The organism is Glutamicibacter sp. 0426 (assembly GCF_001906485.1).
In the GTDB taxonomy this organism is placed as follows: Bacteria; Actinomycetota; Actinomycetes; order Actinomycetales; family Micrococcaceae; genus Glutamicibacter; species Glutamicibacter nicotianae.
Window position 1 is genome coordinate 858,213 of the sequence record NZ_MPBI01000001.1, and the last position, 26,805, is coordinate 885,017.

The 26,805-nt window shown below is 64.3% G+C and carries 23 protein-coding genes; 15 read left to right on the plus strand and 8 right to left on the minus strand.

Annotation, left to right across the window (positions count from 1 at the left end):
* The first annotated feature begins 6 nt into the window (after positions 1–6).
* The gene (gene glpK, locus BKX98_RS04080) at positions 7–1,527 is read left to right on the plus strand and encodes a glycerol kinase GlpK (RefSeq protein WP_073706215.1); all 1,521 of its coding nucleotides are present in this window, start codon (positions 7–9) and stop codon (positions 1,525–1,527) included.
* 113 nt (positions 1,528–1,640) lie between these two features.
* Here the strand turns inward: glpK and BKX98_RS04085 are convergent, their stop codons facing one another.
* Complete coding sequence (locus BKX98_RS04085) at positions 1,641–2,903, minus strand: HNH endonuclease signature motif containing protein (RefSeq protein ID WP_073706216.1); 1,263 nt, start codon at positions 2,901–2,903, stop codon at positions 1,641–1,643.
* 4 nt (positions 2,904–2,907) lie between these two features.
* Positions 2,908–3,516: a hypothetical protein gene (locus BKX98_RS04090; RefSeq protein ID WP_073706217.1), complete on the minus strand. Its 609-nt coding sequence runs from the start codon at positions 3,514–3,516 to the stop codon at positions 2,908–2,910.
* Between the two features lie 287 nt (positions 3,517–3,803).
* Here BKX98_RS04090 and leuS point away from each other — a divergent pair, with 287 nt between their 5' ends.
* From leuS to holA, 5 genes are read left to right on the plus strand one after another with little or no spacing between them, the layout of a single operon-like run.
* On the plus strand, positions 3,804–6,293 hold the full coding sequence (gene leuS, locus BKX98_RS04095; RefSeq protein WP_073706218.1) for a leucine--tRNA ligase: 2,490 nt from the start codon (positions 3,804–3,806) through the stop codon (positions 6,291–6,293).
* Between the two features lie 9 nt (positions 6,294–6,302).
* The gene (locus BKX98_RS04100; RefSeq protein ID WP_073706219.1) at positions 6,303–7,241 is read left to right on the plus strand and encodes a DegV family protein; all 939 of its coding nucleotides are present in this window, start codon (positions 6,303–6,305) and stop codon (positions 7,239–7,241) included.
* Between the two features lie 15 nt (positions 7,242–7,256).
* Complete coding sequence (locus BKX98_RS04105) at positions 7,257–7,904, plus strand: ComEA family DNA-binding protein (protein ID WP_083586607.1); 648 nt, start codon at positions 7,257–7,259, stop codon at positions 7,902–7,904.
* Positions 7,901–10,168 (plus strand): ComEC/Rec2 family competence protein, encoded by a 2,268-nt coding sequence (locus BKX98_RS04110; RefSeq protein ID WP_073706220.1) that lies wholly within the window; start codon positions 7,901–7,903, stop codon positions 10,166–10,168. Before BKX98_RS04105 ends, BKX98_RS04110 begins: the two co-directional genes overlap by 4 nt.
* A gap of 34 nt (positions 10,169–10,202) precedes the next feature.
* Positions 10,203–11,195: a DNA polymerase III subunit delta gene (holA, locus tag BKX98_RS04115; protein ID WP_073706221.1), complete on the plus strand. Its 993-nt coding sequence runs from the start codon at positions 10,203–10,205 to the stop codon at positions 11,193–11,195.
* 177 nt (positions 11,196–11,372) lie between these two features.
* On the opposite strand, the gene rpsT is transcribed toward holA, so the two are convergent.
* Positions 11,373–11,633 carry a 30S ribosomal protein S20 gene (rpsT, locus tag BKX98_RS04120; RefSeq protein WP_038991103.1) on the minus strand — a complete coding sequence of 87 codons (261 nt, stop codon included), beginning with the start codon at positions 11,631–11,633 and terminating at the stop codon, positions 11,373–11,375.
* A gap of 170 nt (positions 11,634–11,803) precedes the next feature.
* Positions 11,804–12,373: a type II toxin-antitoxin system PemK/MazF family toxin gene (locus tag BKX98_RS04125; protein WP_073706222.1), complete on the minus strand. Its 570-nt coding sequence runs from the start codon at positions 12,371–12,373 to the stop codon at positions 11,804–11,806.
* A 112-nt stretch (positions 12,374–12,485) separates the two neighbouring features.
* Between BKX98_RS04125 and lepA the strand changes: the two genes are divergently transcribed.
* Both lepA and hemW read left to right on the plus strand, forming a co-directional pair.
* On the plus strand, positions 12,486–14,333 hold the full coding sequence (gene lepA, locus BKX98_RS04130) for a translation elongation factor 4 (protein WP_073706223.1): 1,848 nt from the start codon (positions 12,486–12,488) through the stop codon (positions 14,331–14,333).
* Positions 14,334–15,563: a radical SAM family heme chaperone HemW gene (gene hemW / locus BKX98_RS04135; RefSeq protein WP_038991099.1), complete on the plus strand. Its 1,230-nt coding sequence runs from the start codon at positions 14,334–14,336 to the stop codon at positions 15,561–15,563.
* 16 nt (positions 15,564–15,579) lie between these two features.
* Here the strand turns inward: hemW and BKX98_RS04140 are convergent, their stop codons facing one another.
* Together BKX98_RS04140 and BKX98_RS04145 are read right to left on the minus strand one after the other, a co-directional pair.
* Complete coding sequence (locus BKX98_RS04140; RefSeq protein ID WP_073706224.1) at positions 15,580–15,981, minus strand: DUF4870 domain-containing protein; 402 nt, start codon at positions 15,979–15,981, stop codon at positions 15,580–15,582.
* Between the two features lie 91 nt (positions 15,982–16,072).
* Entirely contained in the window at positions 16,073–16,942 is an 870-nt protein-coding gene (locus BKX98_RS04145) for a DUF3097 domain-containing protein (protein ID WP_073706225.1), read from the minus strand.
* 127 nt (positions 16,943–17,069) lie between these two features.
* On the opposite strand from BKX98_RS04145, the gene hrcA reads away from it, so the two are divergent.
* The 3 genes from hrcA (at position 17,070) to BKX98_RS04160 (ending at position 20,051) form a co-directional block, all read left to right on the plus strand.
* Entirely contained in the window at positions 17,070–18,083 is a 1,014-nt protein-coding gene (gene hrcA / locus BKX98_RS04150) for a heat-inducible transcriptional repressor HrcA (RefSeq protein WP_073706226.1), read from the plus strand.
* Between the two features lie 66 nt (positions 18,084–18,149).
* On the plus strand, positions 18,150–19,274 hold the full coding sequence (dnaJ, locus tag BKX98_RS04155) for a molecular chaperone DnaJ (protein WP_038991094.1): 1,125 nt from the start codon (positions 18,150–18,152) through the stop codon (positions 19,272–19,274).
* Positions 19,275–19,277: 3 nt separating this feature from the next.
* Positions 19,278–20,051: a 16S rRNA (uracil(1498)-N(3))-methyltransferase gene (locus tag BKX98_RS04160; protein WP_073706227.1), complete on the plus strand. Its 774-nt coding sequence runs from the start codon at positions 19,278–19,280 to the stop codon at positions 20,049–20,051.
* Between the two features lie 352 nt (positions 20,052–20,403).
* Here BKX98_RS04160 and BKX98_RS04165 read toward each other — a convergent pair whose 3' ends face one another.
* The gene (locus tag BKX98_RS04165; protein ID WP_141355314.1) at positions 20,404–21,315 is read right to left on the minus strand and encodes a GerMN domain-containing protein; all 912 of its coding nucleotides are present in this window, start codon (positions 21,313–21,315) and stop codon (positions 20,404–20,406) included.
* Positions 21,316–21,625: 310 nt separating this feature from the next.
* Between BKX98_RS04165 and BKX98_RS04170 the strand changes: the two genes are divergently transcribed.
* From BKX98_RS04170 to era, 4 genes are read left to right on the plus strand one after another with little or no spacing between them, the layout of a single operon-like run.
* Positions 21,626–22,654 carry a PhoH family protein gene (locus tag BKX98_RS04170; RefSeq protein WP_073706228.1) on the plus strand — a complete coding sequence of 343 codons (1,029 nt, stop codon included), beginning with the start codon at positions 21,626–21,628 and terminating at the stop codon, positions 22,652–22,654.
* A complete protein-coding gene (gene ybeY / locus BKX98_RS04175; protein ID WP_038991091.1) occupies positions 22,651–23,124 on the plus strand; it encodes an rRNA maturation RNase YbeY in 474 nt (157 codons plus the stop codon). The genes BKX98_RS04170 and ybeY overlap by 4 nt, the downstream gene beginning before the upstream one ends.
* Before the next feature lie 4 nt (positions 23,125–23,128).
* Positions 23,129–24,415, plus strand: coding sequence for a hemolysin family protein (locus tag BKX98_RS04180; RefSeq protein WP_038991090.1), 1,287 nt, complete (start codon positions 23,129–23,131; stop codon positions 24,413–24,415).
* A complete protein-coding gene (era, locus tag BKX98_RS04185) occupies positions 24,408–25,370 on the plus strand; it encodes a GTPase Era (RefSeq protein ID WP_073706229.1) in 963 nt (320 codons plus the stop codon). Before BKX98_RS04180 ends, era begins: the two co-directional genes overlap by 8 nt.
* A gap of 84 nt (positions 25,371–25,454) precedes the next feature.
* Here the strand turns inward: era and BKX98_RS04190 are convergent, their stop codons facing one another.
* Complete coding sequence (locus BKX98_RS04190; RefSeq protein ID WP_073706230.1) at positions 25,455–26,627, minus strand: FAD-dependent monooxygenase; 1,173 nt, start codon at positions 26,625–26,627, stop codon at positions 25,455–25,457.
* Positions 26,628–26,805 lie beyond the last annotated feature (178 nt).

A 26,805-nucleotide genomic window follows, 5' to 3' on the forward strand; every position in this document is an offset into this window, starting at 1 on the left:
TGAATCATGAGTGAAAAATTCGTCATCGCCATTGACCAAGGCACCACCAGTTCCCGTGCAATCGTCTTCAACCATGCCGGAGAGGTGCACTCGGTAGGCCAGAAGGAACACGAGCAGATCTTCCCGGCCGCCGGATGGGTCGAACATGATCCAGCCGAAATCTGGACCAATGTGCGCGAAGTGATCGGCCAGGCCTTGTCCAAGGCCAACCTGACCCGTCACGACATCGAGGTCGTCGGCATCACCAACCAGCGCGAAACCACGGTGGTGTGGGACAAGAACACCGGCGAAGCCGTTTACAACGCGATTGTCTGGCAGGACACCCGTACCCAGGACATCGTCGACGAGCTGGCGGGTGATGGCGGCCTGGAACGCTACAAGCAGACCGTCGGCTTGCCGCTGGCAACCTACTTCTCGGGCACCAAGATCAAGTGGATCCTGGACAATGTCGAAGGCGCGAGGGAACGCGCAGAAGCAGGAGACCTGCTGTTCGGCACCACCGACAGCTGGGTGCTGTGGAACCTGACCGGCGGCGTGGACGGCGGTGTGCACGTCACCGACGTGACCAACGCGTCGCGCACGCTGTTCATGGACCTGAAGACCCTCCAATGGGACGAGAAGATCCTGGCCGATTTCGGCGTGCCGCTGTCCATGATGCCGGAGATCCGTTCGTCTTCGGAGGTGTACGGCACGGTGCACACGAACCAGTTGCTGCGCGAGGTGCCGGTTGCCGGTATCCTGGGCGACCAGCAGGCGGCAACCTTCGGCCAGGCCGCATTCACCGCGGGCACCGCGAAGAATACCTATGGCACCGGCTGCTTCCTGATCTTCAACACCGGCACGGAGATCGTGAATTCGTCCAACGGCCTGCTGACCACGATGGCGTACAAGCTGGGCGAGAGCGCACCGGTGTATGCCCTGGAAGGTTCCATCGCCGTTGCCGGTTCCCTGATCCAGTGGCTGCGCGACAACATCGGCATGATCGCCACCGCCCCGGAGGTCGAACAGCTGGCGGCCCAGGTTGAGGATAACGGCGGCGTATATATCGTTCCGGCTTTCTCCGGCTTGTTCGCTCCCTATTGGCGTTCGGATGCCCGGGGCGCGATCGTCGGCCTGACCCGCTATGCGAACAAGAACCACATTGCCCGTGCGGCGCTCGAGTCCACCGCATTCCAGACGCGAGAAGTACTGGATGCGGTCAACGCCGACGCTGAGGTTCCGTTGACCGAACTGAAGGTCGACGGCGGCATGGTGGCCAACGAAGCCCTGATGCAGTTCCAGGCCGACATCCTCGGCGTGCCAGTGGTTCGCCCGCAGGTCACCGAGACCACCGCGCTGGGTGCGGCTTACGCCGCTGGCCTCGCCGTTGGCTTCTGGAAGGACCTTGGCGAGCTGGAGCAGAACTGGGCCGAGGACAAGCGTTGGGAGCCGACCATGGATGAGGCATCGCGCGAGCGCAGCCTGCGCCTGTGGAAGAAGGCTGTCACGCGCACCTTCGACTGGGTCGACGAGGATACCAAGGCCTGAGCCCGACTGCGGCTTGGCCGGAACCGTTCCGGACACCGGCAGCGCCCGAACCGCCCATTGGCGTGGTTCGGGCGCCGCCCGTTTAAGACGGCCCTGTCAACACCTTGGGCCGCTCAGGTTTCCCGCCCTGCATCAGGGGTTTCTTCCTTGCCCGGCGGCTCGGGGTCCGGTGCGGCAGGTGCGTGGCGGGTGGGGGATTCGCCTGCCTGCCGGGCACCCCAATAGGTATTGCGGCGCGGAATTCGTTCCGGATCGACATGCTCCGGCATGAGCACGTGCGGCAGCCCGTCGACATCGATCACCGTGATCTGCCCGGCGTGGCGCTTGTGGTGATCGCCCGTGCACAGTCCGGCCCCTGACCAGACGCTGGTTTCCCCGCCGTCAGACCAGGGTTTCAGGTAGTGGTCGGTTTCGACCTGGTCCGGGGGCGCGGTGCAGTCAGGCACGATGCAGCCTCGGTCCCGGGCCATGATGGCTTCGCCGATCGCACCCTTGTGATAGCGCATCTTGCGCCCCATATCCAGCACTTGGCTGTTGCCTCCGAGCACGATCGGGATGATGTTCGCCCTGGCCAGTTGCCGCCGCAGCTCGCCGGGCGGGATATCGACGCCGTTGGCGGTCATGCCATGCGCATCGGCCAGGTTTTGCAAGTCTGCGAGCCACAGGTAGACCACGAATTTCGGGGTGACGACCTTCCTTTTTCCGCCGGTGAAGGGGGCCCGCAGCAACGCCATGAATGCATTGAGCCGGCGGCGGTGCAGATCCGGCTGTTCGGTGGCCTCGTCGCTTCGCAGCTCGTCGTGTGCCGCATCGCCATCTGCATGCGCTTCGGTGTTTCCGGGCTCCGGAGCACACCCGTTGCCGGGTTCTGCTTCGTCTTCGGCCCACGGCGGCATGGGGTGTTCGCTGGGCAGCCAGAAAGGCGCCTGCGGTGCAGTTTCTGGTTCAGTTGATGGCTGCGGCTCGGCACCCGAGTCCTGGCTGGCCGTGGAATCGTGGCCGGCCTGGGGTTCCTGATCCTGGTCATCGGGGTTTCCGGTGCCGGAGCCCGATTCCGGCGTGCGCTGCTGTTCGGCTTCGCGGTCGGCGCGGCCTGACTTGGTCCGCGGATTTCCGGCCTGGGCGGCCATCGAATTCAGCAGCTGCGCGTCGCTGGCATCGGTGCGAAGCGAGAAGAAATGCACGCCGTCCTTCACAGGGCCGATGAAGAAGCCCAGTCGCGGCGGCAGCTTTTTGCCATGCAGTTCCTTGTAGGTCCTGATCTCGGCGCTGATCCGCTTCTGCGCTGCCCGTGGGCCCAGGTCGCCCAGCGCTTCGGCCGCGGATTCATCCAGGGTGCGGCCATCGGTGCCGTAGGCTTGCAATTTCAGGGGCACGCCGTCAAAGGTGGTGTCCTGCGGTTCGAGCCGGTCGAGGCGCCGTGCGGCCGAGGCGATGGCCCGGCGGTCGCCAGTGCCCTTGGCATAGAGCCCTGCCAGTTGGGGGAAGCGCGGCGCGCAGATGCCGCCATCGGGGGGCGCGGCGCCCGATGAGCAGGTGCGCGTCGGCCAGGCGCTGCCGGGCTTCGAAGTAGCCCAGCCCCAGCCAGGCGGCCAGCAGCTCAGCGGTGTCCTTGTAGCAGCAGCGCCCCGGCACGATGCCCGGCTCCCCGGCAAACAGGTCATCGCTGATGGCTTCGGGATCATCGGCGGGCACCCGCAGCGCGGCATAGCCCTCCAGGGACAACGCGTGGGCGCCGGTGGCTTCGGCCTGCAGCGCGCCTGATAGCTGGTCGCCATGGACCTGCTGGGCGAAGCGTTCGGCCAGCTGCAGATGCGCCAGGACCAGGCGCGGGTCGCCCGAGCCGTGCACCAGCTTACCCAGGGTCGTGTACAGGGCCAGGCAGAGGTAGCCCAGGCGAAGCAGCATGGCGCCGGATAATGCAGGTCCGAGGTGCAGCGGGACCTGGCATGCGGTGCGCAGAGCGGCGATCAGGGCAGGGGCGTTCATGGCTCCATGATCGGGCGCTGGATCGGCCTGCGCGTCGGCGTTGCCGCCAATTGTGGATAAGCGCGGGCGGCCCGTTGGCGGTTGTGAACAATCTTGCGCTTCACCGATGCGCGCGTGGGCAGGACAGATGCGATAGAATCGCGATATGAATCCTCAGCGCAACCTAGTGTAAGCGCGGCCCGATGGCCGTGCCCCCGAGTGGAAATTTGGGGGCTTTTGTTGTGTCTGGAACCAAGAGCAAATTTTCCTATCGGAAATTTTTCCGCAAAGCGTGTGAGAAGAGCAGCGTGACATCATCGACGAACGAACCCAGGACCTACGACTTCAAGGACATCGAGTCCAAGTGGCTTCCGGTGTGGGACGAGCTACAGGTGTTCAAGCCCGCCGATGACGGCAGCCGCGAACGCCGCTACGTGCTGGACATGTTCCCGTACCCCTCGGGCGATTTGCACATGGGCCACGCCGAGGCCTTCGCCATGGGCGACGTCGTCGCACGCTACTGGCGCCTGCGCGGCTATGACGTGATGCACCCGATCGGCTGGGACTCGTTCGGCCTTCCGGCGGAGAACGCCGCGATCAAGCGCAATGCGCACCCTGCGGAGTGGACCTACAAGAACATCGACACCCAGGCCGCCAGCTTCAAGCGCTACGCGATTTCCGCGGACTGGTCGCGCCGCCTGCACACCTCCGATCCGGAGTACTACCGCTGGACCCAGTGGCTGTTCAACAAGTTCTACGAGAAGGGCCTGGCCTACCGCAAGGACCACCCGGTGAACTGGTGCCCGAAGGACCAGACCGTGCTGGCCAACGAGCAGGTCGTCAACGGCGCGTGCGAACGCTGCGGCACCGCAGTGACCAAGAAGTCGCTGAACCAGTGGTACTTCAAGATCACCGACTACGCCGACCGCCTGCTTGAGGACATGGACCAGCTCAAGGGCCACTGGCCCGAGCGCGTGCTGCTGATGCAGAAGAACTGGATCGGCCGCTCCGAAGGCGCCGAGGTCACCTTCGAGATCGAGGCGCACGAGGATCAGCCGGCGGTGAAGATCCCGGTGTTCACCACCCGCCCGGACACCCTGTACGGCGCGACCTTCATGGTCGTCGCCGCCGATGCCGACCTGGCCGGAGAGTTGGTCACCGCTGAGCACCGCGAAGCGCTGGAAGCCTACCAGGAGCAGGTCAAGGCGCTGAGCGAAATCGAGCGCCAGTCCACCGAGCGCGAGAAGACCGGCGTGTTCACCGGCCGCTACGGGATCAACCCGCTGTCGGGGGAGAAGCTGCCGATCTGGGCCGCCGACTACGTGCTGGCCGACTACGGCACCGGCGCGATCATGGCCGTGCCCGCGCACGACCAGCGCGACCTGGACTTCGCCCGCACCTTCGATTTGCCGGTGCGCGTGGTCGTCGACACCGGGGAAGAGGACCCGAACGCCACCGGCATCGCCACCGCCGGCGAGGGCCAGCTGGTGAACTCCGGGCAGCTGGACGGGCTGGGCAAGGCCGAAGCGATCGCCCGCGCCATCGAAATCGTGGAAGCTGCCGGCACCGGCAAGCACACCGTGAACTTCCGCCTGCGCGACTGGCTGCTGAGCCGCCAGCGCTTCTGGGGCACCCCGATCCCGATCATCCACTGCGCGGACTGCGGCGAGGTGCCGGTTCCCGAGGACCAGCTGCCGGTGCGCCTGCCGGATAATCTGCGCGGCGAGCAGCTCGCCCCGAAGGGCACCAGCCCGCTGGCCGCCGCCGAGGAATGGGTCAACGTTCCCTGCCCGAAGTGCGGGGGAGCGGCCAAGCGCGACACCGACACCATGGACACCTTCGTGGATTCGTCCTGGTACTTCCTGCGCTTCGTCTCCCCGAACTATGCCGAAGGGCCGTTCGACCCGAAGGCGGTGCGCGACTGGATGCCGGTCGGCCAATATGTCGGCGGCGTCGAGCATGCGATCCTGCACCTGCTCTACTCGCGCTTCTTCACCAAGGTCATCCACGATTTGGGCCTGATCGACGCGACCGAGCCGTTCAGCGCGCTGCTGAACCAGGGCCAGGTGCTCAACGGCGGCAAGGCGATGAGCAAGTCGCTGGGCAACGGCGTGGATCTGGGCGAGCAGCTGGACAAGTTCGGCGTCGACGCGGTGCGCCTGACCATGGTGTTCGCCTCCCCTCCGGAGGACGACGTGGACTGGGCCGACGTCTCGCCATCGGGCTCGCAGAAGTTCCTGGCCCGCGCCTGGCGCATTGCCCAGGACGTGGCCAGCGAACCAGGCGTGGACTACGCGGCAGGGGACAAGGCGCTGCGCCAGGTCACCCACCGCACCGTGCACGAGGCCGCGCAGCTGCTGGACTCGGGCAAGTTCAACGTGGTGATCGCCAAGGCCATGGAGCTGGTCAACGCCACCCGCAAGACCATCGACTCCGGTGCCGGCGCCGCCGACCCGGCAGTGCGCGAGGCCGCTACGGTTCTCGCCCAGCTGCTGAGCATGTTCGCCCCGTACACCGCCGAGGACATGTGGGAAGCGCTGGGCTACGCCCCGAGCGTGGTCACCAGCGCGTGGCCGCAGGTCGATGAGTCCCTGCTGGTCGATGACACCATCACCGCGGTCGTGCAGATCAAGGGCAAGGTGCGCGCGCGCCTGGAAGTATCCGTGGACATTACCGAGGACGAGCTGCGCGAGCAGGCGCTGGCCCACGAGTCGGTGATCCGGATGCTCGATGGCAAGGAGCCGCTGAAGGTCATCGTGCGTGCGCCGAAGCTGGTGAACGTGGTCCCCGCCCCGTAAGCTCGGCTCATGACTGAACGCCAGAAAAGCTCGCGCGCGGGCTGGCTGCCCAAGTGGCTGGCCCCGCGCGGGCTTTCGCGTACCCGCATCGGGGTGGTCTCCGATTCGGCGTCCTGCCTGCCCGAGGCCTTCGCGCGGCATGCGGATTTCATCCAGGTGCCGATCCCGATCATCGTGGACAACCATGTGCAGGGCGAAGACCTGCAGGCGCTGATGATGGGCCTGGCCATGGGCAAGGCGGTGAAGACCTCCCGCCCGGCACCAGGCGAGTTCGAACGCGCCTACCGGCAGCTGCTGGAGGCCGGGTGCGAATCGGTCATCTCGATCCACATGTCCGGGGCGCTGTCGGGCACCGTGGATGCCGCCCGCCTGGCCGCGCGCGGCTTCGACGCGCCGATCGCCGTGGTCGACACGCGTACCGTCTGCCTGCCCCAGGGCTTCGCCGTGGCCGATGTGCTGGCTGCGCGCGACGCCGGCGCCCCGCTGGAAATGCTCGAGCAGATCGCCGGCACCGCCACCGCCAATTCCGTGTACTTCGCGGTGCCCAGCCTGGAGCAGCTGCGCCGCGGCGGCCGGATCAGCGCACTGTCCTCGGTTCTCGGCAGCCTGCTGAACTTCAAGCCGATCCTCGGTATTGCCGATGGCGCGATCGCCGCGCTGGAAAAGCCCCGCTCCTTCGCGCGCGCCACCGCGCGGCTGGTCTCGCTGGCCTTGCGCGATGCCCGTGGCGCGAAGGGCGAGGTGCGCCTGGGGGTGATGCATTTCGGCGCCGAGGAACTGGCCGAGGAGATCGCCACCGAACTGGCCCCGTTCAGCGCTGCGCCGGTCGTGGTCGAGTCGCTTCCCGCGGTGCTGGCCGCGCATACCGGCATGGGCGTGATCGCGGTCTGCGTCGCGCCGCTGAATCCACAGCCGGAATCGATCCTGGACAACCCGCCGGCGCCATAGCCCAGACTGTGGCCCATGGGCCGCCACGACTTCTTCAGCAAGTACGCGCCACGTCCCGGCCGCTTGAGGTTTGCGATCTCGCGCGTGGCCGTGCTGGTGCTGGTCATCGTGGTGCTCGCCTGGATCGCGATCTCCATCCTGCTGGCGCCACCGCCGGTAGCCCAGGAGCTTGAAACGGTTCCGCTGGTGTCCGATCCCTCCGCGACGGCTCCGGGGGACCAGCTGTCCCCGAGCCCGTCCGGTCCCGAGGTCACGGTCCATGTGGTGGGCGCGGTGAAGAAGCCCGGCGTCTACACGCTGCCCGCGGATTCGCTGATCACCGATGCGGTCGAGGCCGCCGGCGGGCTGGCCAAGGGCGCCCAGGCGCAGCTGGTGAACCTGGCAGCCAAGCTGGTCGACGGCCAGCAGGTCATCCTTCCCGGCACCGAGACCGGCAGGGACCTCCCAGCCGCCCCGAGCGCCACGGCCGGCGGGAAGATCTCGCTGAACACCGCCGATGCGCAGACCCTGCAGGAGCTTCCGGGGATCGGCCCGGCCCTGGCCGGCAGGATCATCGACTTCCGCACCGAGAACGGCCCCTTCACCTCCGTAGAGGAGCTGGATGCCGTCTCCGGCATCGGCCCGGCGCTGCTGGGGCAGCTGAGCGAGCTGGTGGTCCCGTGAACACCGATTTCCGGGGCCTGTGGCTGCTGGCCGGTGCCTGGACCGCCGCCTATTTCAGCCTCCCGGCCTGGCTGCTGTGGCTGCTGTCGGCGCTGCTCGCCTTTCTGCTGTTCCTGCTCCTGCGTCCCCGGCACGACCGCGCCTACGCCGCACCGTGGTTCACCGGTCCGATCATCCTGCTGCTGGGAATGGTCGCGGTCAGCAGCCTGTCGTTCACCGACCCCCAATGCCAGCTGCCCGGCGCTCCCGAGCAGCAGCGGCGCGCGGTCGTGCGTTTCGAGGACCTGGCCAGCGCGCAGGGCCAGGGAAGCACCGCGGGCCGGGCGGAAATCCAGCGCTACTGGAACGATGGCCAATGGGTGGCATGCCAGGTGCCGGTCTACCTGAGCGTGGATTTCGGGCTGCCTGCCAACGCCGGGCAGTTCGAGGCCATCCTCGATCTGGATGCCGCGGATGCCGGATCCTTCGACTGGTGGGCGCAGGCCGCCAGCGAGCCGCAGGTCAGTTCTTGGGCGGAACCGACGGCCGCCGACCTGCTCAAGGAACGCTTCACCCTCAGCCTGAGCGACCTGCCCGGCAACGCGCAGGCGCTGCTGCCCGGCATGCTCTACGGCGACCGCTCCGGGCAGGATGAAGCACTGGGCGAGGCGATGAGATCCAGCGGGCTGAGTCATCTCACCGCCGTGAGCGGCTCGAATATCGCCCTGATCGGGGCCATCGTGCTGGTGCTGTTCCGGCTGTTCTCGGTTCCGCGCGTCCCCAGCGCGATCCTGATGATTGGCGTGGTCGGGCTTTTCGCCTGGTTCGCCGGGCCGGATCCCAGCGTGCTGCGCGCCAGCCTGATGGGCAGCATTGCGGCGGTTTCGGTACTGCTCGGCCGCGGCCAGGGCTCATTGGGGATCCTGTGCATGAGCGGAACAGCCTTGCTGGCCATCGATCGAAGCCTGGGCGCCGAACCGGCTTTTGCCCTGTCGGTGCTGGCAACCTTGGGCATCATCATGCTCTCGCCGGCGCTGACCGAAATCCTGCTCCACATCATGCCGGCCTGGCTGGCGCAGCTGACCGCCATCTGCTGCGCCGCGCAATTCACCTGCCTGCCGGTGGTGATCGCATTGAATTCGGATTTCAGCCTGTACTCGCTGCCCGCGAATCTACTGGTGGCGCCGTTGCTGCCGTTGATTACCGCGCTAGGCATGATCTGCCTGCTGCTGTGCACCCCATGGCCAGGATTCGAATCGGTGCTGATCTGGGTGCCCGGACTTCCAGCCGAAGCCATCGGCAAGGTTGCCCATGCCGTCTCCGGGCTGCCGGGTGCTGCCCGTCCATGGCCGGAAGGACTGCCGGGAATCCTGCTGGCGGTCATGCTGTCGCTTGCGCTGTGCTCGCTGCTGGTGCTGGGCCGCGAAACCGAGCGGCTGCGCGTGCGCCAGATCTCGCTCGGCGTGCTGGGCGCGATCATGGTCTTCGCCGTGGCGCTCATTGTGCCTGCAACCCTGTTCTATCGGGAAGATGTTGCCACGGATTGGAGCATCGCCATGTGCGATGTGGGGCAGGGCGATGCGTTCGTCATCAACCTGGGGGATGCGGAAGGCTGGCTGATCGATACCGGGCCCCCCGATAGCGGTTTGCTGCTGTGCCTGGAGCGGCTGGGCATCACCACGCTGGGCAAGGTCTTCATCACGCATACGCACAGCGACCATTTCGGGGCCATCCGGGAACTGGAGGAGTCGAAGGTGCGGATCGGGGACCGCCTGGTCTCGACCGGATTCGATCTGGAACTCTGGCCCGGGGCTCGGGTGCTGGAGCCTGGTACGCGGCAGACTGCGGAGGAGGTGAGCTTCGAAGTCGTGGGTCCTGAGGCGCGGTACGCGCAATACGCCGAACCCAACGACACGTCGCTGGGCATCCGTTTCAGCTTTTCCACCCCGAGTGGTGCCGTCGATTTCTTTGCGGCCGGGGATATGGAGACCGAAGCCATGGATCGCCTGCTGCGGCTGCATCCGCAAGGCCATGCCGCGATCTTGAAGGCTTCGCACCATGGCGCGCGCAACGGCGGCACACGGATCATTGAGCAGATCCATCCGCAGATCCTGCTGGTCTCGGCAGGGAAGGACAATTCCTATGGCCACCCGCACCCGGAAACATTGGAAATGGCGAAGCGGATCGGCGCGACAGTGCTGCGCACCGACCAATCCGGTACCGTACTGCTCACATTTACCGGCCAGGGCATCCGTGGTACCTCCCTGGGTACTCCGGTTCGGTAGGATCAATATATCGACCGATGCACTAAGGAGCTCGATGGCACGCGCCCAAGCAAATCCGGGAATCTCATGGCGGGAACTGCGCCCGCAACCGCTGATCCTGTTGACCGGTTCAGAAGATTACCTCGCTTCACGCGCCTTCGAGCTGCTGCGCTCCCAAGCCGGCCAGCGGGACGACATCCAGCACACGCGTCTTGACGCGGCCAAGTACGAGCCGGGAGAGCTGCTCATGGCCACCAGCTCCTCGCTGTTCTCCACCGCCAATCTGGTCGAGGTCCACGAACTGGCGCACATGAACGAGTACTTCCTCAAGGATGCGATGGCCTATCTGAAGGACCAGGCACCCGAGAATGTGCTGATCATGCATTATTCGGGCGGCACCCGCGGCAAGAAGCTGATAGACGCGATCAAGGCCGCCGGCGCGGTGGTCGTCAACTGCCAGCCGGTGAAGAAGGACTCCGAGAAGATCGACTTCGTCCAGTCCGAATTCAAGGCAGCCAAGCGCCGGATTACCAATGACGCGGTCAAGGCCCTCGTTGCCGCAGTCGGCAATTCGCTGGCAGAGCTCGGTTCGAGCTGCTCCCAGCTGATCGCCGACACCACGGGAACGATTGACCAGGATACCGTTGACAAGTACTACGGGGGCCGGGTCGAAGCGACCGCGTTCAAGGTGGCCGATGCGGCGATTTCGGGCAATGCCCAGCTGGCGCTGCGCACCTTGCGCCACGCGCTGGGTACCGGAACCGACCCGATTCCCATTGTTGCCACCTTGGCGATGAAGGTCCGCCAGATCGCCAAGGTCGCGGGCGTGAATGAACCTGCTGCTGCCCTGGCCTCCGAATTGGGGATGGCTCCGTGGCAGGTGCAGCAGGCGCAGCAGCAGGCTCGCGGCTGGAAGCGCGGCGATCTGGCCCTGTGCGTCGAGGAAATCGCGAATACCGACCGCATGGTCAAGGGCGGCAGCCGTTCACCCGGATATGCCCTGGAACACGCCATCATGTTTATTGCCGGCAAGGCACCTGGACGCTGAGCCCGTTCAGGTCCAGTGGGTGCGCGCACGATGCATTCGTGCGCGCCTCCACTGCGGCCGCTTCCGCGAAGCCTGCCACGCGTCCCTGATCCGGGAAAGCCGCGAAAAGCAGTTTTGGGCAAAACAAAACCCCCGCACTCGATGAGCGCGGGGGAGTTGATGAAGTCTAAGCTCGGCTTAGAGGGCGTTAACCTTCTTGGCGATGGCCGACTTGCGGTTAGCAGCGTTGTTCTTGTGCAGAACACCCTTGCTTACAGCCTTGTCGAGCTTCTTGCCAGCCAGGCGCAGCGCCTCGGTTGCCTTGTCCTTGTCGCCGGCGGCGATTGCCTCGTTGACGTTGCGGATCACGGTCTTGACCTCGGAACGGACAGCTACGTTACGCAGACGTGCCTTCTCGTTGGTCAGGTTACGCTTCTTCTGGGACTTGATGTTAGCCACTTTAATAAACTCTCTCGTTTATCGTTTTATACGGTCGGTAGAGGGTTCATCCTCCAGGCCATCGACTGAGCGGTGTGGGGCACCTATGGCGACCCGAAGGGGGCGTGTTGCCCAACCTGCGCAACACACAAGGATTAACTCTATCAGATACAGAGCCCGGCAACGAGTGCCTACGCGAGTTCGTTTAGGGCGTTCACCACATTCGAGAAGCGTTCGCGGTCCAGAATGGCGCCTTCGCGGCGAACAGCCCGTTCGTCTACTCGAATGATGCGATCAAGCTTGACCTCACTAGGGCGACGCTCGCGGTCCCAGTCCCCGGTACCAATATCCATGTAATTCCGATCGCGGTGACCCGGATTATTCCGGTCCTTGCTGGTTAGCATGAGCCCGAGCAGCCAACCGCTATCGCGTCCAACAATCAGCACCGGTCGATCTTTGCCTCTCGAATAGTCTTCTTCATAAGGAACCCAGGTCCAAACGATCTCGCCTGGATCAGCATTGCCATCCTTGGACGGGTTGTACTCGTAGTGAACCTTGCCACGGTAATCGCCCGGGTATCCGGCACCCCTTGGCGCATGCTGCACGGTGGAAGCTGCTGGAGATTCTCCACTAGCACTCCGAGTCCGACCGTTCGGGCGATTGCGAGCTGGGGAACTGCCGGTCGAATTCGCGCGAATCTTGTTGATTTCCTTGACCACGCGCATGACGATGCTAAATATCTTCTGCGAATTCAGTGCCATGCACGACAAACTACCAGTTCGAGGCTGTCGAAATATGTGATGACGCGGAAATCATGACAGAATGGAAGCTAATCCAACTATGTCTTTTAGTCAGCTAGTGAGGTCTGTTTAGGTGTCTCCATTGGCCCGCACCGCTCAGGTGCCTGCCGCGACCGATCCGTCGCTCATCCGTAATTTCTGCATTATTGCCCATATCGACCACGGCAAGTCGACCCTGGCCGACCGGATGCTGCAGCTGACCGGCGTTGTTGCTGCCCGCGACATGAAGGCCCAGTACCTCGACCGCATGGACATCGAGCGCGAACGCGGCATCACCATCAAGTCCCAGGCCGTGCGCATGCCCTGGGCCGCCGAGGACGGCACGACGTTCGCGCTGAATATGATCGATACCCCGGGGCACGTCGACTTCACCTATGAAGTCTCGCGTTCGCTGGCCGCCTGCGAAGGCGCGATCCTGCTGGTCGACGCCGCCCAGGGCATCGAAGCCCAGACCCTGGCGAATCTGTATCTGGCGATTGAGGGCGATCTGACGATCATCCCGGTGCTGAACAAGATCGACCTGCCTAACGCGCAGCCGGAGAAGTACGCCGCCGAGATCGCCAACCTGATCGGTTGCGAGCCCGAAGACGTGCTGAAGGTTTCGGGCAAGACCGGCGAAGGCGTCGAGGCGCTGCTCGACGAAGTCATCAAGCAGCTGCCGCCGCCGGTCGGCGAAGCCGACGCACCGGCCCGTGCGATGATCTTCGACTCCGTCTATGACACCTACCGCGGCGTGGTCACCTACGTCCGAGTGGTCGACGGCAAGCTCACTCCTCGCGAGAAGATCCAGATGATGTCCACCGGCACCACCCACGAACTGCTGGAAATCGGCGTATCCTCGCCGAACCCCGAGCCCACCAAGGGCCTGGGCGTCGGCGAGGTAGGCTACCTGATCACCGGCGTGAAGGACGTGCGCCAGTCCAAGGTCGGCGATACCGTCACCAACTCGCTCAAGCCTGCCAGCGAATCCCTGGGCGGCTACGAAGAAGCCAAGCCGATGGTCTTCTCCGGCCTGTACCCGATGGACGGGACCGACTACCCGGCACTGCGTGATGCGCTGGACAAGCTGCAGCTCAACGATGCCGCACTGACCTACGAGCCGGAAACGTCCGTCGCACTGGGCTTCGGCTTCCGCGTGGGCTTCCTGGGCCTGCTGCACCTGGAAATCACCCGCCAGCGCCTGGAATCCGAATTCAACCTGGACCTGATCTCCACCGCGCCGAACGTGGTGTACGAGGTCATGGGCGAAGACAAGCAGATGATGACGGTGACCAACCCTTCGGAATTCCCCGATGGGAAGATCCTCGAGGTGCATGAGCCGATGGTCGCCGCCACCATCCTGGCGCCGAGCGAATTCATTGGTGCGGTCATGGAGCTGTGCCAGTCCCGCCGCGGCACCATGCGAGGGATGGACTACCTCTCCGAGGACCGCGTGGAAATGCGCTACCACCTGCCGCTGGCCGAGATCGTGTTCGACTTCTTCGACCAGCTCAAGTCCAAGACCCGCGGCTACGCTTCGCTGGACTGGAAGGCCGACGGCGAGCAGGTGGCAGACCTGGTCAAGGTCGACATCCTGCTCCAGGGCGACCAGGTGGACGCATTCTCCGCGATCACCCACCGCGACAAGGCCTACGCCTACGGCACCATGATGACCACGAAGCTGCGCGAGCTGATCCCGCGCCAGCAGTTCGAAGTGCCGATCCAGGCCGCGATCGGTTCGCGCATCATTGCCCGCGAGAACATCCGCGCCATCCGCAAGGACGTGCTCGCCAAGTGCTACGGCGGCGACATCAGCCGCAAGCGCAAGCTGCTGGAAAAGCAGAAGGAAGGCAAGAAGCGCATGAAGATGGTCGGCCGCGTGGAGGTCCCGCAAGAGGCCTTCATTGCAGCGCTGTCCACCGACGAGCCGAAAAAGAAGTAAATGCCATCAGTTCTGCCTGACGGCGATCCGGCTCCGGCCGATGGTCTGCTCCCTGCCTCATGCGCGCATGAGGCACAGGAGCGGACCATGTCCTTTTATGTGCATATCCCGTTTTGCACCGTCCGTTGCGGCTACTGCGATTTCAACACCTACACCGCCACGGAGCTGGGCTCCGGCTCCAGCCAAGCGACCTACGCTGCCACCGTCAGCAAGGAAATCAGCTTCGCCCGCGAGGTGATGGACCGTTCGGGCCAGCCGGATCGCGAAATCGAGACCGTCTTCTTCGGAGGAGGCACTCCCACATTGCTGCCCGCCGGCGACCTGGTTTCGGTGCTCGGCAGGATCCGCGACGAATTCGGCCTGAAGCCAGGTGCAGAAATCACCACCGAGGCCAACCCTGATTCGGTAACCCGCGAGAGCCTGCAGGAGCTGGCCGATGGCGGTTTCACCCGGGTGTCCTTCGGCATGCAGTCGGCGGTGCCGCATGTGCTCAAGGTGCTGGAGCGCACCCATGATCCGAAGCGGGTTCCGCAAGCGGTTGCCTGGGCGCGCGAGGCCGGCCTGGATGTCAGTGTCGATCTGATTTATGGCACCCCGGGGGAAAGCCTTGAGGATTGGCGCACCAGCATCGAAGCCGCGCTGAGCTACGAGCCTGATCATATTTCGGCCTACGCGCTGATCATCGAGGAGGGCACCAAGCTCGCGGCCCAGATCCGCCGCGGCCAGGTGCCGAACATCGACGATGACGATCATGCCGAAAAGTACCAGATGGCCGATGAGATGTTTGCCGCGGCCGGATTCTCCTGGTACGAGGTCAGCAATTGGGCCAAGACCCCGGCCAATGCGTGCCAGCACAACATCGCCTACTGGAAGGGCGGCGACTGGTGGGGTGCAGGCCCCGGCGCGCATTCGCACGTTGGCGGACTGCGCTGGTGGAATGTGAAGCATCCAGCCGCCTATCAGCAGCGGATCGACGCCGGAATTTCACCGGGACATGGCCGCGAGTACCCGGATGCCCAAGCCGTGCAGCTGGAACGCACCATGCTGCTCACCCGCTTGAGCTCTGGAATGCAGATCAGCGAGCTCGATGAGACCGGGCGCAAGAAGATTGCCGGATTGATCGCAGACGAGCTGATTGATGCCAAGGCAGCATTCTCCGGGACCTTGGTGTTAACGCAGCGAGGCCGGCTCCTGGCCGACCTCGTGGTGCGTGAACTGCTTGATTTCTGAGACTGGGTAGCTGGCGCTACTTCATCAGCCTCAGATTGAATCGATAGCGGTAGGGGCGTCCCTTGTTGGCCTGGATGGCGGCAAGGGCGCCGGAGACCGTCATGTAGACCCACAGGGCCACGGCCAGAACGGCAAAAAGCCAGCCGATCACCGGCAAGATCATCAGCACGTTGAACACGATGGCCAGAATGGTCAGCGGGAACGTGAAATTGAACGCTTCCTTGGATTCCTGTGCCGTGAATGGGCCGCGGTCACGGAATACGGCGAAGACGATTGCCGATGGAACACAACCCAAGATGGCGCCGAAGTGGGCCATCGTGGCCCACTGGCGGTCTTCTGAAGGAGTCAGCGGCAGCGCAGAGGCCTGGGAACCTTCGAAGCGGGAATTCTCCGATGGCTTCGTCTGGCGTGATGTCACTATTAATCCTTGTCTTGCTTAAGTGTGGTTCCTCTTATCATAGCGACCGCGGCTGAGCGGACGGGGAGATTCGCCGACTAATCTCCAACTATTAGTCAATCGTTAGGAAACCGTAATCTTCGGTCGTGAGAAAATCGATCAATTCTTCTATTCGGCCCAGCAGCTGCGGTTCAAGCTGCCCGTAATGCTGCACCGTGGACAGCAGCCGTTGCCATCCGATGCCGATATCCTCTGCCGTAGCGTGCGGCCAGCCAAAGGCCTTGAGCACTCCGGTTTTCCAGTCGACCCCCTTGGGGATGACCGGCCACGCCTTGATGCCCAGGGTCGCAGGCTTGATCGCCTGCCACACGTCAACGTAGGGGTGGCCGAGGATCAGCACGTTATCGGCGGCACCGGGAACCTGCATCGCCTCGGCGACAATACGCGATTCCTTGCTGCCAGCGACCAAGTGGTCGACCAGGATTCCCAGACGACGCTGCGGCGACGGGGCGAAGTCGCGGATGGCTCCGGCCAGATCGTCAACGCCATGCAGCGGTTCGACGACAATGCCTTCGACACGCAAGTCGTGTCCCCAGACTTTTTCCACCAGCTCGGCATCGTGCTTGCCTTCAACCCAGATGCGGCTGGCCCTGGCCTCCCGGGCCTTCAGCCCCGCTACGGCACGCGAACCCGAAGCGGAAACCAGGTTCTTCGGCGCCGCGGCCTTGGCGACGGGCTCGACAATTTCCACCGGTTCGCCTTCGAGGAGGAACCCGAAGCCGGCTTGGAAGGAACGGCTCTTGCCGTGGCGGTCTTCGAGCATGATCACGCGCATGCCGCCGGACTTTTCGGTACGGATGACTTCTCCCACCCAACCTGAGGTGGCATCTTCCAGGATCATGCCACGTTCCACGGGGACCTGGCGGAGTTTTCGAGGTGCCGGTGCACTGAGATCTCGTGGTCCCCAGGAGTAATTAGCCACGTACTGCCTTTCGCTGTGATCGAATACGCTCGAAATCCAATGCTAGCAACAGCTGAACGTATTAGACTTGGCACTTGAGAGGTTAGAGTGCCAAAGCCGGGCACAGGGAATCCAAGGAGGTGCTGTCATGTCGGAGCCACGACGCTTGGACGTTTTGCGTGCCATCGTGGAGGACTACGTCCAATCCCGTGAGCCGGTGGGTTCCAAAGCGCTCCTCGACCGCCACAACCTCGGCGTCAGCGCCGCGACGATCCGCAATGACATGGCTTTGCTGGAAGAGGAGGGGCTGATTGCCGCTCCGCATACTTCCTCCGGACGCATCCCCACCGAAAAGGGCTACCGCCGCTTCGTGGACGAGATCGGCGAACTGAAGCCGCTGTCGCGGGCCGAACGCGACGCCATCAACAAGATCCTGGATAATTCCACGGACCTCGACGAGATGCTCAAGAGCACCGTGCGCCTGCTGGCACGATTGACCAACCAGGTGGCGATGATCCAGGTGCCGCACTATGACACCGCGTCATTGAAGAACCTCGAACTGGTGGGCTTGGGCCCAACCCAGGTGCTGATGGTGATGATCGCCTCCAACGGCACGGTGGACCAGCGGATGATGCCGGTCAAGCGTTCCTACAGCGATGACGAGCTGGGCGAGCTGAAGTCGTGGCTGCTCAATAATTTCGGGGGAGTGCAGCTGGCGGAGCTGGCCGGCCGGCTCGGCCGCATGGAGCTCAGCCCGGCACAGCAGGCCGACCCGTTGGTGGAGCATGTGATCGGCGCGCTGGAAGAAATGGCCCAAGCAGCCAATGCCCAGCGCATCATCATGGCCGGCACCGCCAACCTCGCCCGCGTGGAGGGGGACTTCCCGCTGAGCATCACCCCGGTGCTCGAGGCGCTAGAAGAGCAGGTGGTGCTGCTCAAGCTCTTCTCCGAGCTGGAAGCCGATTCTCGCGGGGTGGCCGTGGCGATCGGCACCGAGCACCACTATGGCCAGCTCTCGGATGCAGCAGTGGTCGCGACGACCTATGGCGCCGATGTGCGCAACAAGCTCGGGGTCCTGGGCCCCACCCGGATGAACTATCCGACCTCCATGGCCTCGGTTCGTGCGGTGGCACGGTACCTGTCGAAGATTTTGGCTAGCTAGCCTCGCTGGGCGCCAGCCCGGCACGAATGAAGTTTAAGAGTCTTAGGAAAGGACACGGCGAATAACGTGAGCTCGCATTACGAGACCCTGGGTGTAGCCAAGGACGCGACCCCGCAGGAAATCAAGAGTGCCTACCGGAAGCTGGCACGTAAGCTGCACCCGGATGTGAACCCGAGCGATGAAGCTGCAGAGCAGTTCAAGCTGGTCACCCGCGCCTACGAAGTCCTTTCCGACCAGACCAAGCGCGCCAACTACGACGCCACCGGCGATGAGAACGGCAACGGCCACCCGGGCTTCGGCGGCGGCGGCCAGGGCTTTGGCGGCTTCGGCGACATCTTCGAGCAGTTCTTCGGGGGCGGCCAGGCCCAGGGCCCGGCATCGCGCACCCAGCCGGGCCGCGACGCGCTGATCACCATCACCATCGACCTGGAGGACGCGGTCAAGGGCACCGTGTACCCGCTGGAGATGGAAACCGCCGTCACCTGCAAGACTTGCAACGGCTCGTGCACCCGCGAGGGCACCAGCCCGGTCACCTGCGACATCTGCCATGGCGCAGGCCAGGTGCAGCGTCCGGTGCGTTCCTTCCTGGGCCAGATGATGACCGTGGAAACCTGCGCCGCCTGCCGCGGTTTCGGCACCACCATCCCGGACCCTTGCCTGGAGTGCAACGGCGAAGGCCGCGTGCGCGAGCATGTCTCCAAGTCGCTGAACGTTCCTGCAGGCGTCGATTCCGGCACCCGCATCCAGCTGCGCGGCCAGGGCGAGGCCGGCCCGGGCGGCGGCCCGAACGGCAACCTGTTCGTCGAGGTCGACGTGCGCCGCCACAAGGTGTTCGAACGCTCCGGCACCGACCTGCACGCCAAGATGAGCCTGCCGATGACCGCCGCGGCCCTGGGCTGCGAGCTGAAGCTGGAAACCTTCGACGGTGAGCAGGCCATCAATGTCGAGCCGGGCGCCCAGGATGGCGACACCGTGACCCTGCCGGGCCTCGGCGTGCCGCGCCTGCGCGGAGGCAAGCGCGGGGACATCATCGTGCACCTGCAGGTGGAGACCCCGACAAAGCTGGACTCTGCGCAGCGCGAGCTGCTCGAGCAGCTGGCCAAGCTGCGTGGCGAGGAAATGACGGCCGGCCGTGTCGAGCATTCCGGCGGCATGTTCTCCCGCCTGCGCGACAAGCTGAACCAGCGCTAGGCCATGAGCAACCACAGCTTCGTCATCGACGCCCAGCAGGGCCAGGATGCCTCGGTCGGGGACTTCCTTGAATTGGACGGCCCCGAGGCGCACCACGCGGTCACCGTCAAGCGGGCCGCCGCCGGCGAGCACCTGGACCTGCTCGATGGCAAGGGGCTGCGCCTGACCGTGGAGGTCGTCGCCACCGCCAAGGACCTGCTGCGCGTCAAGGTCCTGCGGCGCACCGAGGAAGCCGTCAGCGACCACCCGGTCACCCTGGTCCAGGCCCTGTCCAAGGGTGACCGCGACCTGCAGGCCGTTGAGGCCGCCGTCGAGCTTGGCGCCCTGGCTGTGCGCCCCTGGCAGGCCGACCGGTCGATCGTGCGCTGGAACGCGGCGAAGGTCGAGAAGGCCATGGCCAAGTGGCGTGCGCAGGTGCGTTCTGCGCAGAAGCAGTCGCGCCGCGCCTATGAGCCAGAGGTATTGGACCCGATGGGTTCCAAGGAACTGGCCAAGGCCATTGCCGCTGATGCCGATCGCGGCGCTCTGGTGCTGGTCCTGCATGAGCAGGCTGTGGATTCGGTCGCGCGGCACGTGCAGTCGTGGCTCGCCGAGGCGCAGGCCGGCCAGGAGGTCATCATGATCGTCGGTCCGGAAGGCGGCATCTCGGACGCGGAGCTGCAGTCCTTCGTGGATGCGGGTGCGCATGCAGCCCTGCTCGGCCAGCACGTGCTGCGCGCTTCGACCGCCGGTCCGTCGGCACTAGTCTTGATCCGCCATCTGATCGGCGAGATCTAGCTTCATGCAATCTTGCGAGCATCGAAAGTGCTCCGTGCAAGCCTAGGGTGCGCCTGCGCGCTCGGCTTGTGCGGAGCACTTCTGCTTTTCGCGGGCACGCAAGTTTCTTGCACCTCGACCTGGCATGGCCCAGGCGACTGCCATCCGGCTCGACGCGCAGGATCTTCGTTCGCCGCAGCGCATCCCATGGTTGTGAAGTCAGTTTCGCGGGCAGCCTGAAGCGGGAAAATTCGGCGCTATCGCGCCATTAGTTGCTGTTCGCGGGACAGGGATCGTTGCCTTTCGAGGTCTTTTGCAACCACGTCAGGCCGTTGCAGGAAACCGGGAACCGGCCGGCAACAGTGGCGGTACGCTACTCGACGCGGAAGTCGCTGATGACCTTGCCGGCCAGATGCTCTGATCCGGTTTCAAGTCCCCAGAAAGTCAGCCGGTAGGATCCTGCACGCAGATCGGTGGTCAGGGTGAAGGAACCGTCGTCCTTGATCTGTCCGGGATTGACCTGCTTCTGGGCGGTGATCACCGTGAGCTTGCCGTCGGCGTCCTTGCGCTGCAGGGAGTAGAAGGTGCCGATGTCGAACTGCGTGGTTCGGCCATTGATCTTGATCGAGCCGCTTTTCAAGGTTGCGCCGAATTGCGGATCAATAATCCAGATCGGTGCAATGAACTCGGCATCGCGTGCGTAGACATCCTTGAGCCGGAAGCCGTCGAAGACCGTTGCGTTGGCTTGTCCGTCCACCAGGATGCGGACCGTTGGGGCGGTGTCGCCGACAACCAGGCCAGAGTTGGCGGCGGCTGCCGTGGCGGTGAACACGAGCTGCTGGATGGCCCGTTCGGAAAGTCCCTGATCCAGGCGGGCGCTGAACACCTTGGCCGGAAGATCCAACGTGATGACATTCGCGTTGCTGATGGAAACGCCGATTTCATCGGTTGGCTTCAGGTGGGTATAGCGCTTCGGCTTCATCGGGTCTGCCGTGAGCAGCGTCCAGATCGCATCACCAATGGGTTCCTGATGGCGGGTGTCCTGGATGTATTCGCGGTACAGGTACACGCCGGTGTCCGTGTTTTCCAGCCAGTAGACCGGCAGGCTGGCGGCCATGCCGACATCCTCGCCAGCGTCGGTGGCGCTCGGCAGGTTCAGCGATGCGGCCGCGGGGGTCGAAGGCATCTCATAGGAGCTCTCGCGATTCGTCAAACCGCAGCCTGCGGCGACGACGAGAGCGGCGGTGATTCCCAAAACGCCGAATCGACGTGGAATCTTCCGCAAGATCCTTGATTGCACTGCGAACCAATCCGTGGTGATTTATTGCTGTTTCGGTCCGCGGCAGTTGCGGAACCGCTCTCAAGCTTGCCATATTCGAGGCGGCTAACTGGCTAAAAATGCCCCAACTTACTAATCCGTAATCAAATCTATATGTTCACCACTTGCTCTTATTAGCATCATTCAAGAGTACTTTCAGGTATTCCTGCTTACGCTGAGACCTGAATTTTCTCCGGATTGGCCTGCGACTCGATAGAATGGCAAGCACAACAATTCTCGAACACTACGAAGCTCGCAAAGGGGCGCCGCGCACTGCATGCAGGTTGAACAGAATAAAGCGACAACGGAGAACGGATCCGCGTCGCTCACCATCAGTTTTGATACGGCTGAGCTCATGATTGCCACGCTGGGCCCCAATGACGAGCTATTGCGGATCCTCTCCGGGGCCTACCCGCAGGTCAGCTTCCGCCCCAACGGCCAAGCCCTGGCCCTGGTCGGCGACCCGCAGCAAGTCCGCAAGGCCCAGCGAGTCACCGAGGAAGCGCGGTCGCTGGCCACCCGCGGCTCGCGCATGAGCGCCGAAACCATCGAGCAGATCATCAAGATGCTCAGCGCCGGCAACCCGGATGCGCCCACCGACGTCCTGGGCTTGAAGATCCTCTCGGGACGCGGACGCTCCATCCGGCCCAAGACCGTGAACCAGAAGAGCTATGTCGACGCCATCGAGGATTCGACCATCACCTTCGGCATCGGCCCGGCCGGCACCGGAAAGACCTTCCTGGCCATGGCCATGGCCGTCGCCGCCCTGCAGGACAAGCAGGTCAACCGCATCATCCTGACCCGTCCTGCGGTTGAGGCGGGGGAGAAGCTGGGCTTCTTGCCCGGCTCGTTGACCGAGAAGATCGACCCGTACCTGCGTCCGCTCTACGACGCCCTGCACGACATGGTCAATCCGGAAACCATTCCGCAGCTGCTGGAAGCCGGAACCATCGAGGTCGCTCCGCTGGCCTATATGCGCGGCCGCACGCTCAATGACGCCTTCGTGATCCTGGACGAAGCGCAGAACACCACCACCGAGCAGATGAAGATGTTCCTCACCCGCCTGGGGTTCGGCTCGAAGATGGTAGTGACCGGCGATGTCACCCAGGTGGATCTGCCGAACAATGCCACCTCCGGGTTGCGCATGGCCAGCGATGTCCTCGACGGCATCGACGACATCAGGATCTGCCGGCTCGACTCTTCGGATGTGGTGCGCCACCGCCTGATTGCCGACATCGTCACAGCCTACGACCGTTGGGATGACACCCGACGCAAAGAACACAACCGGGGACGCCGCAGCAAATGAGCATCGAAGTAAATAACGAAACCGAGTACGACGTCGATCTCAAGGACGTCAACGCCTTGGCCGAATCGGTGATGCGGGCCATGTTCCTGCACCCGGAAACCGAAGTGTCCATCGTTTTCATCGACGAGGACGCCATGAGCGCCCTGCATGTCGAGTGGATGGACCTCGAAGGCCCTACCGACGTAATGAGCTTCCCGATGGATGAGCTGCGTCCCGGCACCGCCGGCGCGCCAGGGGAGAACGGCATCCTTGGCGACATCGTGATCTGCCCTTCGGTCGCCGAAGCGCAGGCCAAGGCCGGCGGGCACAGCACGCACGACGAGATCCTGCTGCTGACCACCCACGGCCTGCTGCACCTGATGGGCTTCGACCACATGGAACCAGCAGAAAAGGAAGAGATGTTCGCACTGCAGCGCAAGCTGCTGGAGTCCTACACCGGCCGCCCAGCACCGAAGGAAACGGTGGAATAGCCCGGTGGAAATCGTCTTGCTGGTCCTGGCCCTGGTTTTCATGGCCTTCTCGGCAGTGCTGACCGCGGTCGACTCGGCCTTCTATGCGTTATCCCGGCACGCGGCCGAACGCCTGCGCGCCGAATCGAACTCCAAGGCGCTTTCCGCGATCCTGGATGAGGCAGAAAGCCATGCCCAGGCGGTGAAGTTCTGGCGCATCTGGTTCGAGACCGCTTCGGCGGTCGCCGTGGCCCTGCTCGTTTCGCAGTGGATCGAGAATGTGTGGCTGATCGGGATGATCTCGACGATTGCCATGGCTGCCCTGGGCTTCGTCCTGGTCAGCGTGTCCCCGCGGCGCTATGGGCGCTCCAACGCGCAGACGGTCGTTCAGTCCACGGCCACACTGGTTCGCTTCCTGCGCTTGGTCCTGGGTCCGGTCACCAACTGGCTGGCATCCATCGCCAAGGCGCTGAGCCCCGGCGGCGCGGACGGCGAAGGCTACCTGGGCAAGGAACGCCTGCGCGATCTGGTGGATCGCGCCTCCGAAGGCGAGGATCTGGACGAGGAATCGGCCGAACTGATCTCCTCGGTGATCGACCTGGAGGAGACCAGCGTCCGCTCGGTGATGGTGCCGCGCACCGACATGGTGGTGCTGGACGCTGACCATTCATTCCACAGCGCCATGGACCTGTTCATCGCCTCCGGCTTCTCCCGCATCCCGCTGATCGGCGAGGATACCGATGACATTCAGGGCATCATCTACCTCAAGGACCTGATCCGCGAGATCCACGGCCTGCAGCAGGCGCAGTCCCTGGCCGACCTGGCGCGCAAGGTCCGCTTCGTTCCCGAATCGAAGTCCGCGGCAGAGCTGATGCAGGAACTGCAGCAGGAGTCCATCCACCTGGCAGTCGTCATCGACGAATACGGCGGCACCGCGGGCCTGGTGACCCTCGAGGACCTGCTCGAGGAAATCGTGGGCGAGATCGACGACGAGTATGATCGTTCCCGGGCCGAACTGATCGAGAACCCCGACGGTTCGATCTTCGCCGTGGCCGCCGCATCCATTGACGATGTGGCCGACCACTTCGGCATGCACATTGAGGAAGAGGACGTCGATACCGTCGCCGGCCTGCTCTCCAAGGCCCTGGAATCGGTGCCGGTACTCGGTTCCACCGCTGATGTGCACGGCCTGCGCCTGACCGTGGTGGCCCTCGCCGGCCGCCGCAACCGTATCGGCAAAATCCATGTAGAGCGCCTGGAAACAGACGCATCCGACCATATTGAGAACGACGAGGATTCCTCAGATGAGTGAAAACCAGAACCTGCTCGCCTCCAGCGGATGGCCCGAGGGCTTCCGCTCCGGCTTCACCTCCTTCGTGGGCCGCCCGAACGCCGGCAAGTCCACGCTGACCAACGCGCTGGTGGGCCAGAAGGTGGCCATCACCTCCGCCAAGCCGCAGACGACCCGCCACACCATCCGCGGCATCGTGCACCGCGAGGACGCGCAGCTGATCCTGGTCGACACCCCCGGCCTGCACCGTCCGCGCACCCTGCTCGGCCAGCGCCTGAACGACCTGGTCGCCGAGACCCTCTCCGAGGTGGACGCGATCGGCTTCTGCATCCCGGCCAACGAGAAGATCGGCCCGGGCGACCGCTACATCGCCACGCAGCTGGCGCAGCTGCAGCGCAAGCCGATCATCGCGCTGGTCACCAAGGCCGACCTGGTGGACCGCGAGCAGCTCGCGCAGCAGCTGATCGCCGTCGCCGAAATGGGCACGCAGAACTTCGGCGAACAGGGGTTCGCCGCGATCGTGCCAGTCTCCGCGGTTAAGGAATTCCAGGTCGAAGAAGTGGCCAATGTGCTGGTCGAGCACCTGCCGGCAGGCCCGCCGCTGTACCCGGATGGCGAGCTGACCGACGAGCCGGAAGCCAAGATGGTTGCCGAGCTGATCCGCGAAGCCGCGCTGGAAGGCGTGCGCGACGAATTGCCGCACTCGCTGGCAGTGGTCGTCGAGGAAATGGTGCCGCGCGAAGGCCGCAGCGAAAACAACCCGCTGATCGACATCCACGTTTCGCTGTTCGTCGAGCGCTCCAGCCAGAAGGCCATCATCATCGGCCGTGGCGGTTCGCGGCTGCGCGAGGTCGGAACCAATGCCCGCCGCGGCATCGAGAAGCTGCTGGGCACCAAGGTCTACCTTGACCTGCATGTGAAGGTCGCCAAGGATTGGCAGCGCGACCCGAAGCAGCTCGGGCGCCTGGGCTTCTAGGCCGCGCGCCGCCGCACCGGGCCAACGCCCAACTTCGTCCCCAAGACCGCGCCGGTCTTGGGGACGCGCTGGATAGGCAGCCTCCTACTTGGCCAGGCGGTTGACGATCTGGCGGGCCACCAGCCGATCCACGCCGGGCAGACGCGTGGAATTGATAATTAATCTCCGCATCCTCAGGGCCAGCTGGTTGCGCGGCAGGAAGCTGTTGGCCGCACGCCGCCCCGAAGCCTGGGCCGTGTCGATCTTCGGCCGCATCGCCTTCTCGTACCGTGCGAGGGCGGGCGGCAACTGCCCCGGTTCGGTGGCACTGCCCACCGCATCGCCCAGGGCGGCCGCGGCGCACACGGCCATCGCCCCGCCCTGGCCGGCCAGCAGCGAGACCGAGGCCGCCGCATCCCCGATCAGCACCACCGGGACGGCATGCCAGGAATCCATCACTACCTGCGCGACGGCATCGTCATAGGGGTCATCCGGGCATTGCATCAGCAGCCGGTCCACCTGCGCGCCGCAACCGGCGAAAATGCTGCGCAGCCGATCGCGGGCCGGCCCGAGGGGCGCCCCGTGTTCATGGCGATAGACCAGGAAAGATGCCACCTCGTCGCTGCGCAGCCCATAGATTCCCGCGGTGCGGTCAACCGTATCGGTGAGCACGAAGCGGTTCTTGAAGCGCCGGTTCAGCTCGGGATCCCGGATGATGAAGGCTGCCGCCCGCATTCCCAAGGGGCGCAGGAACGCCCCTTCCGGACCGAAGAACCTTGCCCGGACCGTTGAATGGATGCCGTCGGCCCCGACCAGCAGATCCGCAAGCTCCGGCTGGTTCTGCCCCTTGATGCGGATCTGGGCCCGCTGGCCATGGATGTCCAGCTGGTCGATATGAACCCCGTAGCGCAGCTGGACCCGCGACGGATCGGCATCCTGGAGCGCGGCTCGCGCGGCCGCTTCCATGTCCGGGCGCAGCAAGGTGAGCACCCTGCCGCCGGCGAGTTCGGAGAACTTCGAATAATCCAGCGACGCTGTCGGCTTGCCCCGAGGATCCACATATTGCGCGGCCTGCACGCGGTAGGCGGCCTCGGCGAGATAGGGCAGCAGTCCGATGCGCTCGGACGCTTCAATGCCCGGACCGAAGAAGTCCATCATGTAGCCGTCCGGGCGAGGGGCATCCGATCGCTCAAGCACCAGCACCTCCCAGCCGGCCAAGCCCAATTGCCTGGCCGCGACCAGTCCGGCGATTCCAGCGCCAACGATAATCGCCCTCATCAACCAACCTCCTTTGGCGTGTGGTGTGGTGGAACCCATTCTTCGCCGGCGCCATCATCCTGTCCACCGCCGCGCACCAGCGGCCTGTCCAATATGTGACACGGAGGTGACACAAGTTTCACCTGCCTGCACAGCGTGGTGCTATGCTCATCTCGTGCATTTCGAGCTTCTACTACTA